The sequence below is a fragment of the Arthrobacter sp. StoSoilB20 genome, assembly GCF_019977295.1.
GTDB lineage: Bacteria > Actinomycetota > Actinomycetes > Actinomycetales > Micrococcaceae > Arthrobacter > Arthrobacter nicotinovorans_A.
In genome coordinates this window covers 1,783,318-1,797,930 of the sequence record NZ_AP024651.1, presented here as the reverse complement: position 1 = coordinate 1,797,930, position 14,613 = coordinate 1,783,318, and the positions used below count along the sequence as shown (strand labels likewise).

At 62.3% G+C, this 14,613-nt stretch carries 15 protein-coding genes; 2 read left to right on the top strand and 13 right to left on the bottom strand.

The window, feature by feature from the left end; all coding sequences use genetic code 11:
- Positions 1–46 precede the first annotated feature (46 nt).
- The 5 genes from LDN85_RS08115 to LDN85_RS08095 all read right to left on the bottom strand — a co-directional run bounded on the left by LDN85_RS08115 (position 47) and on the right by LDN85_RS08095 (position 3,183).
- Complete coding sequence (locus tag LDN85_RS08115; protein WP_167332884.1) at positions 47–205, bottom strand: hypothetical protein; 159 nt, start codon at positions 203–205, stop codon at positions 47–49.
- Positions 206–958, bottom strand: coding sequence for an imidazole glycerol phosphate synthase subunit HisH (hisH, locus tag LDN85_RS08110; RefSeq protein ID WP_223945083.1), 753 nt, complete (start codon positions 956–958; stop codon positions 206–208).
- Positions 955–1,581 carry an imidazoleglycerol-phosphate dehydratase HisB gene (gene hisB, locus LDN85_RS08105; protein ID WP_026541582.1) on the bottom strand — a complete coding sequence of 209 codons (627 nt, stop codon included), beginning with the start codon at positions 1,579–1,581 and terminating at the stop codon, positions 955–957. Before hisB ends, hisH begins: the two co-directional genes overlap by 4 nt.
- Positions 1,582–1,627: 46 nt before the next feature.
- Entirely contained in the window at positions 1,628–2,746 is a 1,119-nt protein-coding gene (locus LDN85_RS08100; RefSeq protein ID WP_223945082.1) for a histidinol-phosphate transaminase, read from the bottom strand.
- Positions 2,747–2,823: 77 nt separating this feature from the next.
- Positions 2,824–3,183, bottom strand: a complete 360-nt coding sequence (locus LDN85_RS08095; RefSeq protein WP_026541580.1) for a LysM peptidoglycan-binding domain-containing protein — start codon at positions 3,181–3,183, stop codon at positions 2,824–2,826.
- Between the two features lie 372 nt (positions 3,184–3,555).
- Between LDN85_RS08095 and lexA the strand changes: the two genes are divergently transcribed.
- A complete protein-coding gene (gene lexA, locus LDN85_RS08090) occupies positions 3,556–4,299 on the top strand; it encodes a transcriptional repressor LexA (protein WP_223945081.1) in 744 nt (247 codons plus the stop codon).
- On the opposite strand, the gene LDN85_RS08085 is transcribed toward lexA, so the two are convergent.
- Both LDN85_RS08085 and hflX read right to left on the bottom strand, forming a co-directional pair.
- Positions 4,296–6,356, bottom strand: coding sequence for an ATP-dependent DNA helicase (locus tag LDN85_RS08085; protein WP_223945080.1), 2,061 nt, complete (start codon positions 6,354–6,356; stop codon positions 4,296–4,298). The two genes, lexA and LDN85_RS08085, sit on opposite strands and share 4 nt — an antisense overlap.
- A complete protein-coding gene (hflX, locus tag LDN85_RS08080) occupies positions 6,349–7,911 on the bottom strand; it encodes a GTPase HflX (RefSeq protein ID WP_026541577.1) in 1,563 nt (520 codons plus the stop codon). The genes LDN85_RS08085 and hflX overlap by 8 nt, the downstream gene beginning before the upstream one ends.
- Positions 7,912–8,436: 525 nt before the next feature.
- On the opposite strand from hflX, the gene LDN85_RS08075 reads away from it, so the two are divergent.
- Positions 8,437–9,051, top strand: a complete 615-nt coding sequence (locus tag LDN85_RS08075; protein ID WP_026547335.1) for a methyltransferase — start codon at positions 8,437–8,439, stop codon at positions 9,049–9,051.
- Here LDN85_RS08075 and dapF read toward each other — a convergent pair.
- The 6 genes from dapF to LDN85_RS08045 all read right to left on the bottom strand — a co-directional run bounded on the left by dapF (position 9,032) and on the right by LDN85_RS08045 (position 14,553).
- Positions 9,032–10,000, bottom strand: a complete 969-nt coding sequence (gene dapF / locus LDN85_RS08070; RefSeq protein ID WP_026541575.1) for a diaminopimelate epimerase — start codon at positions 9,998–10,000, stop codon at positions 9,032–9,034. The genes LDN85_RS08075 and dapF overlap by 20 nt on opposite strands.
- Before the next feature lie 37 nt (positions 10,001–10,037).
- Complete coding sequence (gene miaA / locus LDN85_RS08065; RefSeq protein ID WP_223945079.1) at positions 10,038–10,964, bottom strand: tRNA (adenosine(37)-N6)-dimethylallyltransferase MiaA; 927 nt, start codon at positions 10,962–10,964, stop codon at positions 10,038–10,040.
- Between the two features lie 17 nt (positions 10,965–10,981).
- Positions 10,982–12,508: a tRNA (N6-isopentenyl adenosine(37)-C2)-methylthiotransferase MiaB gene (gene miaB / locus LDN85_RS08060; protein WP_091550566.1), complete on the bottom strand. Its 1,527-nt coding sequence runs from the start codon at positions 12,506–12,508 to the stop codon at positions 10,982–10,984.
- On the bottom strand, positions 12,508–13,050 hold the full coding sequence (locus LDN85_RS08055; RefSeq protein ID WP_223945078.1) for a regulatory protein RecX: 543 nt from the start codon (positions 13,048–13,050) through the stop codon (positions 12,508–12,510). Before LDN85_RS08055 ends, miaB begins: the two co-directional genes overlap by 1 nt.
- The gene (gene recA, locus LDN85_RS08050) at positions 13,040–14,080 is read right to left on the bottom strand and encodes a recombinase RecA (RefSeq protein WP_026541571.1); all 1,041 of its coding nucleotides are present in this window, start codon (positions 14,078–14,080) and stop codon (positions 13,040–13,042) included. The genes LDN85_RS08055 and recA overlap by 11 nt, the downstream gene beginning before the upstream one ends.
- Positions 14,081–14,355: 275 nt before the next feature.
- Entirely contained in the window at positions 14,356–14,553 is a 198-nt protein-coding gene (locus LDN85_RS08045; protein WP_263422094.1) for a DUF3046 domain-containing protein, read from the bottom strand.
- Positions 14,554–14,613 lie beyond the last annotated feature (60 nt).

Genomic DNA, 14,613 nt, shown 5'->3' with positions numbered 1-14,613 from the left:
GGGTCCTTGGAGTTCGAGGTTCGACGCGGTCTGGTTGATGCCCGGTTCAGTTACCGGGCAGCGTCAAGAGGTAGGCGGCCAGCAGGGACATCCCTGCCAGCGCGTAAAAGGCAATGGAAACCCAGCGCGGTTTCTTCTGCTGGTGGAAGGAAATGCCGCCTCCCACCAGCACGCCGGCGAGGCCCATGAGGACAACAGACCACATCTAGGCGGCACCGCTTCCGCTGGCTTCGGCCGCTGGAATTGCCGGCTTTTTCAGGCCGTCCACCCAGTTCCTCAGCAGGCGCGCACCGGCATCGCCGGACTTCTCCGGGTGGAACTGCGTTGCGCACAACGGGCCATTTTCGACGGCGGCAATGAAGCGTGCGCCGTGCTCTGACCATGTCACCTTGGGCGGAGCCATGCGCGGTTGGACAACATCGAAATTCCACTCCTGCACACCGTACGAGTGCACGAAATAGAAACGCTCGTCCTCGACGCCGGCAAAAAGCCTGGAACCTTCCGGGACATCCACGGTGTTCCAGCCCATGTGCGGGACAACGGGTGCCGGCAGGAGTTCCACCTTGCCCGGCCACTCGGCCATGCCTTCGGATTCGGTGCCGTGTTCCACCCCGGCTTCGAAAAGGACCTGCAAACCAACGCAAATGGCAAGTACCGGGCGCCCACCGGCAACCCGGCGACCGATCATGCGGATGCCGTCTACTGCTTTGAGTTCCTTCATGACGGTTTCGAAGGCGCCGACACCGGGGACCACCAGGCCGTCGGCATTGAGTACGTCTTCGGGTTTGGAACTGAGCACGACATGAGCCCCGGCACGTTCCAAGGCCCTGACAGCCGAACGAACGTTGCCGGAACCGTAGTCGAGCACCGTGACAGTGGGCTTGCCTTCCGGCGACGTGGGCTTGACCGAAGCGATGGTGTCGGCCACTGCCCCGTCCTTGAGTACCTGACCGCTCACAACGCCCCCTTCGTGGAGGGAATGCCCTCGACCCTGGGATCGGATTCCACCGCGGCACGGAGCGCCCGGGCAAAGGCTTTGAACTGGGCTTCCACGATGTGGTGGGGATCGCGGCCGGCGAGAACGTTCATGTGCAGGCAAATCCCTGCGTGCAGCGTAATGGCCTCAAAAACGTGGCGGGTCAACGAACCGGTGAAGTGACCACCAATCAAGTGGTACTCCTGGCCGGCAGGTTCTCCGCCGTGAACCAGGTACGGCCGGCCCGAGACGTCCACCACGGCGTGCGCCAGGGCTTCATCCAAAGGAACGGTGGCTTCGCCGAAGCGGCGGATCCCGGCCTTGTTACCCAGGGCTGTGCGCAGTACCTCACCGAACGTGATGGCCACATCTTCCACCGTGTGGTGGGCATCGATGTGGGTATCGCCGGTGGCTTTGACGGTCATGTCAATCAGCGAGTGCTTGCACAGTGCCGTGAGCATGTGGTCATAAAACGGCACAGAGGTGCTGATGTCCGAGACACCGGTCCCATCCAGGTTGATCTCCACCAGGACTGAGGATTCGCTGGTGGTGCGCTCCATGCGCGCGGTGCGGGCAGCGGACGGCGTGGCGCCGGTTTCGCTCATTGGGATGTCCTTATACACGAAGAGTGGATGGGTTCAACATACAAGTTTAGGCGGGCTGTGACCCCTGGCCGTCCAACAGCGCTTCCAGCGCCTGGAGGAACGCCGTGGTTTCCGGCTCTGTTCCGGCCGTAACCCGCAAGTGGCCGGGAATGCCGACGTCGCGGATCAGGACGCCCGCATCAAGCAGGCCCTGCCAGATCGCATGCGGGTTCTCGAGCCCACCGAAGAAAACGTAGTTGGAGTCCGACGCTGCAGGCTTCAAGCCCATGCGCAGGAGTTCGGTCACAATCCGGTCGCGTTGGATCTTAATGTCCTCGACGTCGGCCATGAGGGCTTCGCGGTGATTAAGCGCGGCGAGGGCGGTCGCCTGCGTGACAGCCGAGAGGTGGTACGGGAGGCGGACCAGCCTGATGGCATCCGTGACCTCCGGCGCCGCGGCCATGTAACCCAGCCGGGCGCCCGCAAGGGCAAACGCCTTGCTCATGGTGCGGGAAACGATCAAACGCTCGCGTCCAGGCAGCAGGGTCAGTGCGCTCGGCGTATTGTCGTGCGCGAACTCGTGGTACGCCTCATCAACAATCACTATGGCCCGGCTGGCTTCGCCGGCGTCGTAAACAGCCTCAACGACATCAAGGCCCAGCCCTGTGCCGGTTGGATTGTTGGGAGAGCAGAGGAACACAATGTTGGCTCCTGTTTCACGGACCTGGGCGGCAGCCGAAGCTGCATCGAGCCCATAGTCCTCGGCCCGGACCCCCTGGACGTACTCTGTATCCGTGCCGCTGGCCAGCAACGGGTACATGGAGTACGTGGGCGGGAATCCCAGCGCCTTCCGGCCAGGTCCGCCAAATGCCTGGAGGATCTGCTGCAACACCTCATTGGAACCGTTGGCTGCCCAGATATTGCCGGGAGTGAGACCGTGGCCAAGGTATTCGGCCAACGATTCCCGGAGTTCAGTGAACTCCCTGTCCGGGTAGCGGTTGAGCCCGGTGGCGGCAGCAGCTACAGCTTCCGTGATGGCCGCCTGAACATCCGCAGGGACTCCATGGGTGTTTTCGTTGACGTTGAGCAAAATGGGAACATCAAGCTGCGGCGCGCCATAGGGGCTCAGTCCACGCAGGTTGGTCCGGAGGGGTAGTCGGTCAAGTCGCTCAAGCTGGTCACTCACCACCCCAGTTTAAGGGGCTGGGTGGACTGGCCACTAACTGTGACGCCGAACCCCGGCGGGTGCCGGGACGGAATTGGCTAGCTGGCGGGTACAAACAGCTGCTGGCCAGGCTGGATGCGGCCACCGCGGAGGTCGTTCAACTGGATGATCTCGGCGATGACATCGCGCGGATCCCGCTCAGGAGCGGCAGCCCCGGCGATGCCCCACAGTGACTGACCCGGCTGGACCGTTACCGTTACCGCAACAGGTGGCCGAAGTTGCGCCTGCGAATCAGATGCCTTTGCAGGAGAGGTGATGAAACCAGCAAGGCTCAGCAGCGCAGCCACCAGCAGCATCGCAGGGATGCCGAAGAAGACGATCCGTCCTCGTCGGGTCAGACGCAGGCGCGTCGGCGCCTGGGTGGTACGGAAATCAGCGAACGTAGTGATTGCGGACATGAGCTGAGCCCTTCTGAGCTATTGCCGTGCCCCGGATCCCGGTACATGGCTGCCAATTCTTTGGTGTTCCCCTGCGCGTCACGGCTTGTCCGAACACTTCGTTCGAACACTCTGTTCGAACACTCCGTTCGAACATCGGGCCCCAACAGCAGGTTTATAGAACACATGTTCGAACCTTGCTATGACATTTTTAGCACTTATCAACGAACGGTGTCGAGACTCGCTAGAACAAATGTTTGATAAACGCCTGTGGCTGCCCTACGTTTGAGTGAAGAAACAGCACTGTTTCAGTGGAACAGGAGGGTCTGACATTTTTGGCAGACCCCTTCGTCCCCGGGCACACTCCGGGCGGAATGAAAGGCATTGGCGAACATGGCAGCGAAAGCCACCGGCGGCGGGGCACCCCTGCGGAGCCAGCAGCCTCTAAAGAGTCCCAAAAGCCTGACCGTCCGGCAGAAGAAGATCCTGGAAACCATCCAGCGATCAGTCAACGACAACGGGTATCCGCCCAGCATGCGCGAGATCGGGGACACTGTAGGGCTCGCGAGCCTGTCGAGCGTGACTCACCAGCTCTCCCAGCTGGAAAAACTTGGTTATCTCCGCCGCGATCCCAAACGTCCCAGGGCCATGGAAGTCCTGATGCCCCTTACCCTCGATGGCGGACCCATCCCGGGAGTGGAAGCGCCGGCAACTCTGCGCAGCACGGGTGGCTTTGCCGTGACGGAGCTTGCCAGCGCCAGCGATACTGCCATGGTGCCCTTGGTTGGCCGCATTGCTGCCGGCGGCCCCATTTTGGCTGACCAGACTGTGGAGGACGTGCTTCCCCTGCCCCGGCAGCTCGTCGGGCATGGCGAGCTGTTCATGCTGAAGGTGGCCGGCGATTCAATGATCGACGCTGCTATCTGCGACGGCGACTGGGTTGTGGTCCGCCGGCAGAACGACGCCATTAATGGAGACATCGTCGCCGCCCTCCTGGACGACGAAGCAACCGTCAAAACCTTCCGCCAGCGCGACGGCCATACGTGGCTTCTTCCCCAGAACACCCAGTACGAACCCATTTTGGGCGACCAGGCCACCATCATGGGCAAGGTCGTATCGGTCCTGCGCTCCCTCTAGGAGGCCTTGGCGGAGCCCAAACGCTCCAGCACGCCCCGAACCACTGCGCGGTCCGTCGTAGCCCAGAAGGGCGGCAGTGCAGCCCGGAGGAAGCCTCCGTAGCGCTCCGTCGAGAGCCTGGAGTCCAGAACAGCCACAACCCCTTTGTCGCCGGTGGACCGGATAAGCCGGCCTGCTCCTTGAGCCAGGCGGATAGCGGCATGAGTAGCTGACACGGCCATGAAACCGTTCCCGCCGGACTGCGCCACAGCGCGTGAGCGGGCAGTCATCAGGGGGTCATCGGGCCGCGGGAAGGGAATGCGGTCAATGACCACCAGGCGGCATGAACCACCCGGGACATCCACGCCCTGCCACAAGGACATCGTGCCGAAGAGGCAGGTATCGGGTTCATCGGCAAACTGCTTGACCAAGGCTGCCATGGTGGATTCGCCCTGGCAGAGGATATTGACATCCAGTCGGAGCCGCATGGCATCGGCAGCTTCCTCGGCGGCCCGGCGCGAGGAGAAAAGGCACAACGCTCCCCCGCCGGAGGCACGGATGAGGTCTTCCAACTCATCCAGGGCATCAGGTGAGGTTCCGCGGCCTGGCTTGGGCAGGTGCTTGGCCACGTACAACACCCCTTGTTTGGGGTAGTCGAAGGGTGATCCGACGTCGATCCCCGTCCAGCTCGGTGCACCATCGCCGATCAACCCCAGGCCTCCGGCTGCCGGCTCAAAAGCCGAACCGATGGCCAGCGTCGCGGAGGTGAGCACCACCGTGTGGCCCGCAAACAAGCCTTCCCTCAACCTGCCTGCAACGCTCAACGGAGCGATGTTGATAAGCGCAGGGGCGGTCTCGTCGGGTTGGGAGTACCCCTGGCTGGGGTCAAAGGTGCTGTTCCGCGAGAACCATACGACTTCCCGGTTCTCCTTGGCGGCCAGCATGCGCTCACACAGCTCCAGGATGAGCATGAGCCGTGAGCGGGCCAGTTGCCGGCCGCCGTCGACCGCGTTTGAAGAGTCGGTCTTCGAATCCGACAACGCCGCGCGCGTGGCTTCGCGCAACTGATCCAGGCAATCGAGCTGTTCGTCGTTGAGTCCGCTGGGCAGAAGTCCATTGGGAACGCCCGCTATGGCCATGTCCAGGCGATCGGCCGCGGCATTGAGCGCGTCCACCGTAATGGCGGTGTGCTTGCGGGCACTTGACGCCGCTGCGTGGACCATCGCCACGGACAGCTGGCCGGAGACCGCGCCGGTGACGCGGTCCTGCAGTTCGTGCGCCTCGTCAACCACCACGACGTCATACTCAGGCAGCACAGCGAGCCCCTCAAAGGCGCTGACGGCCAGCATGGCGTGGTTGGTAACCACGACGTCGGCCTCACCGGCCCGTGAGCGCGCCAGCTCGCTGAAGCACTCTTCGGCCAGTGGACACTTCTGCGCACCGAGGCACTCCATGGAGGTCACAGAGACCTGTCTCCAGGCACGGTCCGTGACGCCGGGCATGAGCTCATCACGATCGCCTGTAGCGGTCTTCTCCGCCCATTCCCGGAGCCGGACCACTTCCTTGCCCAACTGGGATTGCGGCCCACCCATGGATGCAGCAAAGTGCGGGACGCTGGTGTCCTCGCCCAAAGAAAAGAGCTGCCCTTCGGAAGGCTCCTCACTGGGGAACCCGCCTTCAAGTTTTTGCCGGCAGACATAGTTGGCCCTGCCCTTGACCAAAGCCACCTTGACTGGCCGTTCAAGGGCGGGGGTAATGTTCTCCAGCAGCCGCGGCAGGTCACGGCCCACAATCTGGGTTTGGAGTGCCAAGGTGGCGGTGGACACCAGAGTCGGTTTGGCGCTGTCCATTGAATGCGCGATCAACGGGATCAGGTACGCCAACGACTTACCTGTGCCCGTTCCCGCCTGAACCAGCAGGTGCTCCCCGGTTTCAATGGCCCTGGCAACGTGTTTGGCCATCTCGTGCTGGCCGGCACGGCTCTGACCACCCATGCCGGCAACAGCCCGGTCCAACAACTCGAGGGTGGTTTTCTCCCCCAATGACTCAGCGGCGTCCGCCGCCACGTTCTCAACCATTAGTGACGAACGGCTCCAGTTCGGCTGCCAGGCCTTCGCGGACCATGACAACTACGCGGGTCCCGTTTTCCTCGTGCTCCAAGGTCAGGATCTCCGAGTCGGAGCTGTGCAGTTTACTGATCATTTCGCCGCGATCGTAGGGAATGAGCAGTTCCAGCCGAACTCCAGGCCGGGGAATGGATTGGCTGATGTCTTCCAACAACTCGGCGATGCCCTGGCCCGTACGGGTCGAAACCACGGCGTGCCGGGGTTCCTTCTGCTTGAGCCGCTCCACGACGAAGGGATCCGCAACGTCAACCTTGTTCAGGACAATGATCTCGGGCACCTTGCGGGCGTCGACCTCCGTGAAAACGGAGCGGACGGCAGCGATCTGGCCCTCCGGATCAGGATGCGAGGCATCCACCACATGCAGGATCAAATCTGCGTCGGCCACTTCCTCCAGGGTGGAACGGAAAGCCTCGATCAGCTGCGTGGGCAGTGAACGTACAAACCCCACGGTGTCAGCAAGCGTGTAGCCGATGCCATCCGGAGTCTGGGCCTTACGGACAGTGGGATCCAAGGTGGCGAACAGGGCGTTCTCCACCAGGACACCGGCATCAGTGAGGCGGTTCAGGAGCGAGGACTTTCCAGCGTTCGTGTAACCGGCGATCGCGACAGAAGGAACGGCATTACGACGGCGGTTGGCCCGCTTGGTCTCACGCGCCGGCTTCATGGCAGCGATTTCACGGCGAAGCTTGGCCATGCGCGTGCGGATCCTGCGGCGATCCAGTTCGATCTTGGTTTCGCCCGGACCACGTGAACCCATTCCGGCGCCGGCTCCGCCCACCTGGCCACCGGCCTGGCGGGACATCGAGTCGCCCCAACCACGCAGGCGCGGCAGGAGGTACTCGAGCTGCGCAAGCTCAACCTGGGCCTTGCCCTCACGGCTCTTTGCGTGCTGGGCGAAGATGTCCAGGATCAGAGTGGTCCGGTCGACAACCTTGACTTTGACAATGTCCTCAAGTCCGCGGCGCTGGGAAGGCGCCAATTCGGTGTCAACCACGACGGTATCGGCGCCCGTGGCGGCAACGATGTCCTTCAGTTCCTGGGCCTTGCCTGACCCCAGGAAGGTGCCCGGGTCGGGCTTCATGCGCCGCTGCACCAAGCCATCGAGGACTTCCGAACCGGCCGTCTCAGCCAGGGCAGCCAACTCCCGCAGGGAGTTCTCGGCATCTGCAAGAGTGCCCTCGGTCCACAAGCCGGCAAGGACAACGCGTTCAAGGCGCAACTGCCGGTATTCGACTTCGGTGACATCTTCGAGTTCCGTTGAAAGTCCGGCAGTACGGCGCAGGGCCCGGCGCTCTGCCAGGTCTTCCTGGTCGCCGTCGTAGATGCTGTGTTCCTGGTCAAGGGTGGAGATGGCTTGCGCCTTGCCGAAAACCCCGCTGGCATCGTTGTCATCGGATGCCTGCGCAGGTACATCCTTGGAAAGAATCCGGTCGATCACGGCCTGGATTTGTTCAGGACTCATGTCCTGGGCGTCGGAATCGGATCCGGAGTGCTTCTGGGTGGTCATGGTCTCCTTAGACTGTTCGGCAATTCCAGAATAGTGCTGTTTGTTGTTTGATGGGGCGCTATTCGCGCTGGGCTGACGGGCTTGGGCCAAAGAGGGCCTCCTGTGCTGGCCTGCTGCCTGTGAAAGGGCAGCAGCTGCTGTGATCTGGCATGGTGGGATCCGCTCGGTGGTTCCTGGCCATCTCAAGATTGCACTGGTCAGCTGACCTGCCGAGCTACCAAAAGCCGGCGGTTCAGTGGTCTGACGGAAGGGTGTGATCTTCGATGCGTCCATGGCCCTGATGGGCCAACAGACTGTGCCGTAGGAGCTGCCTGGCGGAAAGACCGTGGCTTGGCTCAATGCCAAGGACCGGCCTGCATCGCGGGCTGTGCCGTACAACGCCTGAAAATTCAGACGGGTTTCGGCCTACTGATCGAAATTACTCGAAGATCAAGAACATGCATTCAACATTATCATCCGATGTCAAATCATCCGTTGGGAGCCGCAGTTTCCCATGGCGCCGCCAGCCAACTAATCTGGCAAATTATGGAGTCTGCACACTATTTCACCGCCCAGCCAGCCGGACCGTTCACCAGGAAGCCTTTGACTGTTGAACTCGCTGGGGCCACGCGCCACCTGCAGACCTCCTCGGGCATCTTCAGCCCGGACGGAGTGGACAAGGGCACAGCGATCCTCTTCTCGGAAGTTCCGCCGCCGTCGCCGCAGGGAAACCTGTTGGACATAGGTTGCGGCTGGGGTCCCATCGCACTGACACTGGGGCTGATGGCACCGCATGCCAAAGTACATGCAGTGGACGTCAACGAACGCTGCGTCACCTTGACCAACGAGAACGCGGCAGCCCTTGGCTTGGCCAACGTAAAGGCCAGCCTGCCGCACGAGGTGGACCCCGCCGTCGAGTTCGACACCATCTGGTCCAACCCGCCCATCCGCATCGGCAAAGACGAACTCCACACCCTGCTGCTGACATGGTTGCCCCGGCTGGCCCCGGGAGGAAATGCCTGGCTGGTGGTCCAAAAGAACCTTGGCTCGGACTCCCTCCAACGATGGCTGGCCGGCGAACTGGATGCGGGCTACACAGTGACCCGCGAGAGCACGTCCAAGTCGTTCCGGATCATACGTGTCAGGAAAGCGTCCCAGTAGCCACAATGACTGCCGGACCGCTGAGCTCTACATGCTCGCGCCCGCCGGCGCCGGGGAAGAACTTGACGTCCACGACGCCGCCGGGCACCATCACGTGCCAATCGTTTGGCGCGGTGTTACCGGCCCAGTGACGGATCGCGACGGCCGCGGCACAAGCGCCGGTACCGCAGGATTGCGTCTCCCCTACGCCGCGTTCATGGACGCGCATGGTGATGGTACCGACCCCATCCTCAACCAAGGGCTCGGCCGGAACCACGAATTCAACGTTGGTACCGTTGGCAGGCTTGGGATCCACCACCGGGGCCTTGAACAATTGCGTTGCCGACAACTCTTTGAGTTCCGCCAAGGCAACCACGGTATGGGGATTGCCCATGCTGACCGAAAGGCCGGGACGTGCCACTTCCAGGCCGTCCGCGCTGACCAAGGCGTCCATGGCCTTGCTGGTGGCCTCCTGGGGGAAGATAAACTCCCATGGACCCATGTCTACGGCGTATCCGTTGGCCGTACGGACCACTTTCTTGATTCCTCCCCTGGTGCCGATGGTCAGGGTTTCACCCGGACCAAGGTCAACCAGTTTCTCGGCAATGAGGAAGTGGACGAACACGCGCACGCCATTTCCGCACATCTCCGAGAGGGAACCGTCGCCGTTGCGGTAGTCCATGAACCACTCGGCGTCCGGATCCTGTTCCAGGAGGATCCTGCCCTCGGGGAGGAACCGTGACGGCACGGCACGGATGAGGCCGTCACCACCGATGCCAATATGCCGGTCGCACAACTGCGCAACCTGTTCCGGAGTGATCTCGTGGGCGTCGCCGGGGTCGGCAATAAGGACGAAGTCGTTGCCGGTTCCATGCCCCTTGGAAAACGGCAGCCCCGCAAGGCTGGAGGCGGTCACGGAGCCAAAGGCAGTTACAGGCTGCGAGGCGGGAATTGCGGAGGTTTCGTCCATGGCACTAGGCTACCTGCCGCGCAGGTAGGGCCCGAAATTACGCGGGCTGCTCCCCGGCCGCAGCCACCGCCTTGCTGAGAAGTTCAGGGTCGTGCCAGTCGAACCAGGTGATGCGGGGGTCAGCCCTGAACCAGGTGAGCTGACGCCGGGCAAACTGCCTCGTGGCAACAATGGTCTCCTCCGCAGCTGTGGCAACGTCGGCCCGGTTGTCCAAAACATTCAGGAACTGTGAGTACCCCAGTGCGCGGGAGGCTGTCCTGCCTTTCCTGAGGCCGGCAGCATCGAGCCGTTCAACCTCCTCCAGAAGGCCGGCGTCCACCATCCGGTGGACCCGCAACGCCAACCGCTCCCTCAGCACCTCCCTGTCCACGGACAACCCGATCTGCAGGGCCGGCTGGAAGTACTGACGCTGGGGCATGAATGAACTGAAAGGCCGTCCGGTGAGCTGGTGTACTTCAAGGGCACGGATCACCCGGCGCGCATCCCCCAGACGGGCAGCCGAGACGGGATCTACGTGCTCGAGCCGGGCACGCAGCGGTGCGAGGCCGTCCGCGTCAAATTCTTCTTCCAGGGCCTTACGGACAGCGGAATCTGTACCCGGGAACTCCAGGACGTCCAGCGCGGCCCGGACATAAAGACCCGATCCTCCCACCAGGATGGGGCGCTTTCCCCGCGAGCGGATTTCAGCGATGGCCCTCCGGCAATCCGCTTGGAAGTCCGCGACGCTTGCCTCCTGGGTTACGTCCATGATGTCCAGCAGGTGGTGGGGCACTCCCCTGCGCTCGTCCACGCTGATTTTGGCCGTGCCTATGTCCATGCCTCGGTAGAACTGCAAGGCGTCTGCGTTGATGACCTCGCCGTCCAAGGCGAGGGCAAGACCGACGCCCAGGTCCGACTTACCGGAACCAGTAGGGCCGACCACTGCTATGACGGGCAGGGAAGCATCCTCTGAGGAAACAGGCACGTGATCCGGATCCTGCGTCAGGCGCGACGGGCAGGCAACGACGGCATTCCCAATGACACGCCGGCCTTACCGGCTGCGCCGGGGGCAGGGACGCCGCAGGAGTCAGCTTGGGAACGATCCCAAGCATCACCGGCACGGGAGCGGCGCAACACGTAGTCCCCTGCCGTGGCGGGATCAGCCACGAGGTGGAAGGAAGCGGCCTCCGTGATGGTGACAGTGACGAAGTCGCCGGGACGCGGAGATTCTGCGCCGGCCGGCACGGAGAAGTGCACCAGGCGCTGGTCCTTGGAACGGCCGGACAAGCGGTGGGTTTCCCCGGCCTTGCGCCCGGACTGTGCCGTCACCAGGACCTCGACCGTCTGGCCCAACTGCTTGGCATTCTCCTCCGCTGCAATGCGGTCCTGAAGGGCCGTCAGCCTTTCGAATCGTTCCTGGACCACGGCTTTGGGAAGCTGATCCGGCAAGTCCGCGGCCGGGGTCCCAGGCCGCTTGGAGTATTGGAAGGTGAAAGCGGAGGCGAAGCGGGATTTCTCCACAACGTCCAAGGTGGCCTGGAAGTCGTCCTCTGTTTCACCCGGGAATCCAACAATGATGTCCGTGGTGATGGCCGCATTGGGGATCAGCTCACGGACTTTGTCAAGAATGCCCAGGAACCTGCTGGAGCGGTAGGACCGGCGCATATCCTTGAGTACTTTGTCAGAGCCGGACTGCAGCGGCATGTGCAGCTGGGGCATCACATTGGGCGTCTCGGCCATGGCTTCGATGACGTCATCGGTGAAGGCTGCCGGGTGGGGGCTGGTGAAGCGGACACGCTCCAGACCTTCGATTTCGCCGCACGCCCGCAGGAGCTTTGAAAAAGCCTGGCGGTCCCCGAACTCCACGCCGTACGAGTTCACGTTTTGGCCCAGGAGGGTCACTTCCACCGCGCCGTCGTCAACAAGGGCCTGGATCTCTGCGAGGATCTCACCCGGCCGGCGGTCCTTTTCCTTGCCGCGGAGCGAGGGCACAATGCAGAAGGTGCAGGTGTTGTTGCATCCCACAGAGATGGAAACCCAGCCTGAATACACCGAATCCCGCTTGGTGGGAAGGGTGGACGGGAAGACATCCAGGGACTCGAGGATCTCAAGTTGCGCTTCATTATTGTGCCTGGCACGGTCCAACAGTGCGGGCAGGGCCCCGACGTTGTGGGTACCGAACACGGCGTCGACCCACGGCGCCTTCTTCACGATGGTTTCGCGGTCCTTCTGTGCCAGGCAACCACCAACTGCAATCTGCATGCCGGGGTTTTCCGCCTTGACCTGCCGGAGCTGGCCGAGGTTTCCGTAGAGCTTGTTGTCCGCATTTTCCCGCACGGCACAGGTGTTGAAGACCACCACGTCGGCCAGTTCGCCCTCGGCGGGGACATAGCCTGCGTCCTCCAGGAGTCCCGCCATGCGTTCTGAATCATGAACGTTCATCTGGCAGCCGAACGTCCGGACCTGGTAGGTCCTGGGCTCAGCCGAAGGAATGGTGGCAGCTGTTGGGGAAGGAATGGTCAAACTCACTACTCAAGGGTACCGGCTTCTGCCAGCACCTCACCGACGATCCTGAATGCCATGGAGGGCGCGTAGCCCTTCCGTGCGAGCATCGACGCCAGACGGCGGGTGTACTTGTCCCGCTCCGCCCTATCGTTCAGGTCCACACCGGGCCGAAGTTTGCGTTGAACCAGTTCCCGCGCAGCCAGTTCCTCTTCCTGGTCACTGAGCTGGGACAAGGCTTCTTCAGCCGCATCCAGTTCGATTCCCTTGTCCGCCAGTTCCCGTCGAATGGCGCCCTTGGCGAGCTTCTTGCCCTGGGAACGACTGCGAACCCACATCCGGGCGAACTCAGCATCGTCTATGAGTTGGACTTCTTCGAACCGGTCCAGAACTGCCTCTGCCACATCCTCGGGCACATTGCGTTCCGCGAGCTTGCGCGAAAGCTGAAGCCGGCTCCGCGGCGCCATCGTCAACTGCCTCAAGACGATGGCGCGCGCCACGGATTCGGGATCAGGCTCGGGATCGGCGGATACGGACGATTCCGGATCCGGCCCTCTTCTAACCGTCAACGGCCTTCAGCTTTGGGGAGTCTTCTTCCGGCTTGACGCCCACGCCAAGCTTTTCCTTGATCAGGCGCTCCAGCTCCTGGGCGAGCTCCGGGTTGTCCCGCAGGAAGCGACGCGAGTTCTCCATGCCCTGGCCAAGCTGGTCGCCATCATAGGTAAACCACGAGCCGGACTTCTTGATGATTCCGTGCTCGACTCCCATGTCAATGATGCCGCCCTCACGGGAAATGCCCTGGCCGTAGATGATGTCGAACTCAGCGATCTTGAACGGCGGCGCCATCTTGTTCTTGACGATCTTTGCCTTGGTCCGGTTGCCGACGGAATCCGCACCCTCCTTCAGGGTCTGGATACGGCGAACGTCGATGCGCACGGATGCATAGAACTTCAGGGCTTTACCACCGGTAGTGGTTTCCGGGGAGCCGAAGAAGACGCCGATCTTTTCGCGAAGCTGGTTGATGAAGATGGCGGTGGTCTTGGTCTGGCTGAGCCGACCGGTGATCTTTCGCAGTGCCTGGCTCATCAGTCGTGCCTGGAGACCCACGTGGGAGTCACCCATCTCGCCTTCGATTTCCGCACGGGGCACCAGGGCTGCCACGGAGTCAATGACGATGATGTCCAGCGAGCCGGAGCCCACCAGCATGTCCATGATCTCCAAGGCCTGCTCACCGGTATCCGGCTGCGAGACCAGCAGCGCGTCCGTGTCAACACCGAGCTTGGCCGCATAATCGGGGTCCAGGGCGTGTTCGGCGTCAATGAAGGCCGCAATGCCGCCGGCACGCTGCGCATTGGCAACTGCGTGCAGGGCAACAGTGGTCTTACCCGAGGATTCAGGACCGTAGATTTCAACTACGCGGCCGCGGGGCAGGCCGCCAATGCCAAGGGCGACATCCAAGGCGATGGAGCCGGTGGGAATGATCTCGATCGGAGCGCGGGTGTCATCACCCAGGCGCATGATGGAGCCTTTGCCGAACTGCTTGTCGATCTGGGCAAGCGCTGCTTCGAGCGCCTTTTCACGATCCGGGGTTGCCGCCATGGTTCACACCTCTGATGCTTTCTCGCTGTGGAGTGGCCCGAAAGGCCGCTTTCCTGTCATGTCAGACGCTATTACGGAGCTCTGACATTTTTATGAGCCGAATCCGGCTATGTGGACAACCGGGCAATCCGGAAGCTCGGAAACACGGCCTTCGGGACCAATTTTCCTCTCAAAGGAGCATATCCCCATCCGAACAGATATTCGAACAACGGCCCGGCGTGTCACCGCGTCCCGCAGCCGGAACGGCGATCCCCCGGCCCGTAAGCCGTAAGCCGTCAGCTGGAGGCAGGCTTGATGTCCCGCCCAAGCCGGCGTTCCGGGGGAACATCCTGGACTTCGCATACGGCCAACCACACCTCACGGGGGTGGTATCCGAAGGCCAACGCCTCAACTGCAGTCCTGCCACCCACACCTGCAAGTACCAAGGAACCGGCCAGGACCCGGGAATAACCTGGCCCGAATTCGTCGTCCATCAATCGCCAAAAGTCACTTGCCCTCACGGATAGAGTCTCTCACGGAGCCGGACTCTAGAA

Bases quoted from the DNA above. Each gene is read 5' to 3' on its own strand.
- LDN85_RS08115 (WP_167332884.1), bottom strand. From the start codon at position 205: ATGTGGTCTGTTGTCCTCATGGGCCTCGCCGGCGTGCTGGTGGGAGGC.
- hisB (WP_026541582.1), bottom strand. From the start codon at position 1,581: ATGAGCGAAACCGGCGCCACGCCGTCCGCTGCCCGCACCGCGCGCATG.
- LDN85_RS08095 (WP_026541580.1), bottom strand. From the start codon at position 3,183: ATGTCCGCAATCACTACGTTCGCTGATTTCCGTACCACCCAGGCGCCG.
- lexA (WP_223945081.1), top strand. From the start codon at position 3,556: ATGGCAGCGAAAGCCACCGGCGGCGGGGCACCCCTGCGGAGCCAGCAG.
- LDN85_RS08085 (WP_223945080.1), bottom strand. From the start codon at position 6,356: ATGGTTGAGAACGTGGCGGCGGACGCCGCTGAGTCATTGGGGGAGAAA.
- hflX (WP_026541577.1), bottom strand. From the start codon at position 7,911: ATGACCACCCAGAAGCACTCCGGATCCGATTCCGACGCCCAGGACATG.
- LDN85_RS08075 (WP_026547335.1), top strand. From the start codon at position 8,437: ATGGAGTCTGCACACTATTTCACCGCCCAGCCAGCCGGACCGTTCACC.
- dapF (WP_026541575.1), bottom strand. From the start codon at position 10,000: ATGGACGAAACCTCCGCAATTCCCGCCTCGCAGCCTGTAACTGCCTTT.
- recA (WP_026541571.1), bottom strand. From the start codon at position 14,080: ATGGCGGCAACCCCGGATCGTGAAAAGGCGCTCGAAGCAGCGCTTGCC.
- LDN85_RS08045 (WP_263422094.1), bottom strand. From the start codon at position 14,553: ATGGACGACGAATTCGGGCCAGGTTATTCCCGGGTCCTGGCCGGTTCC.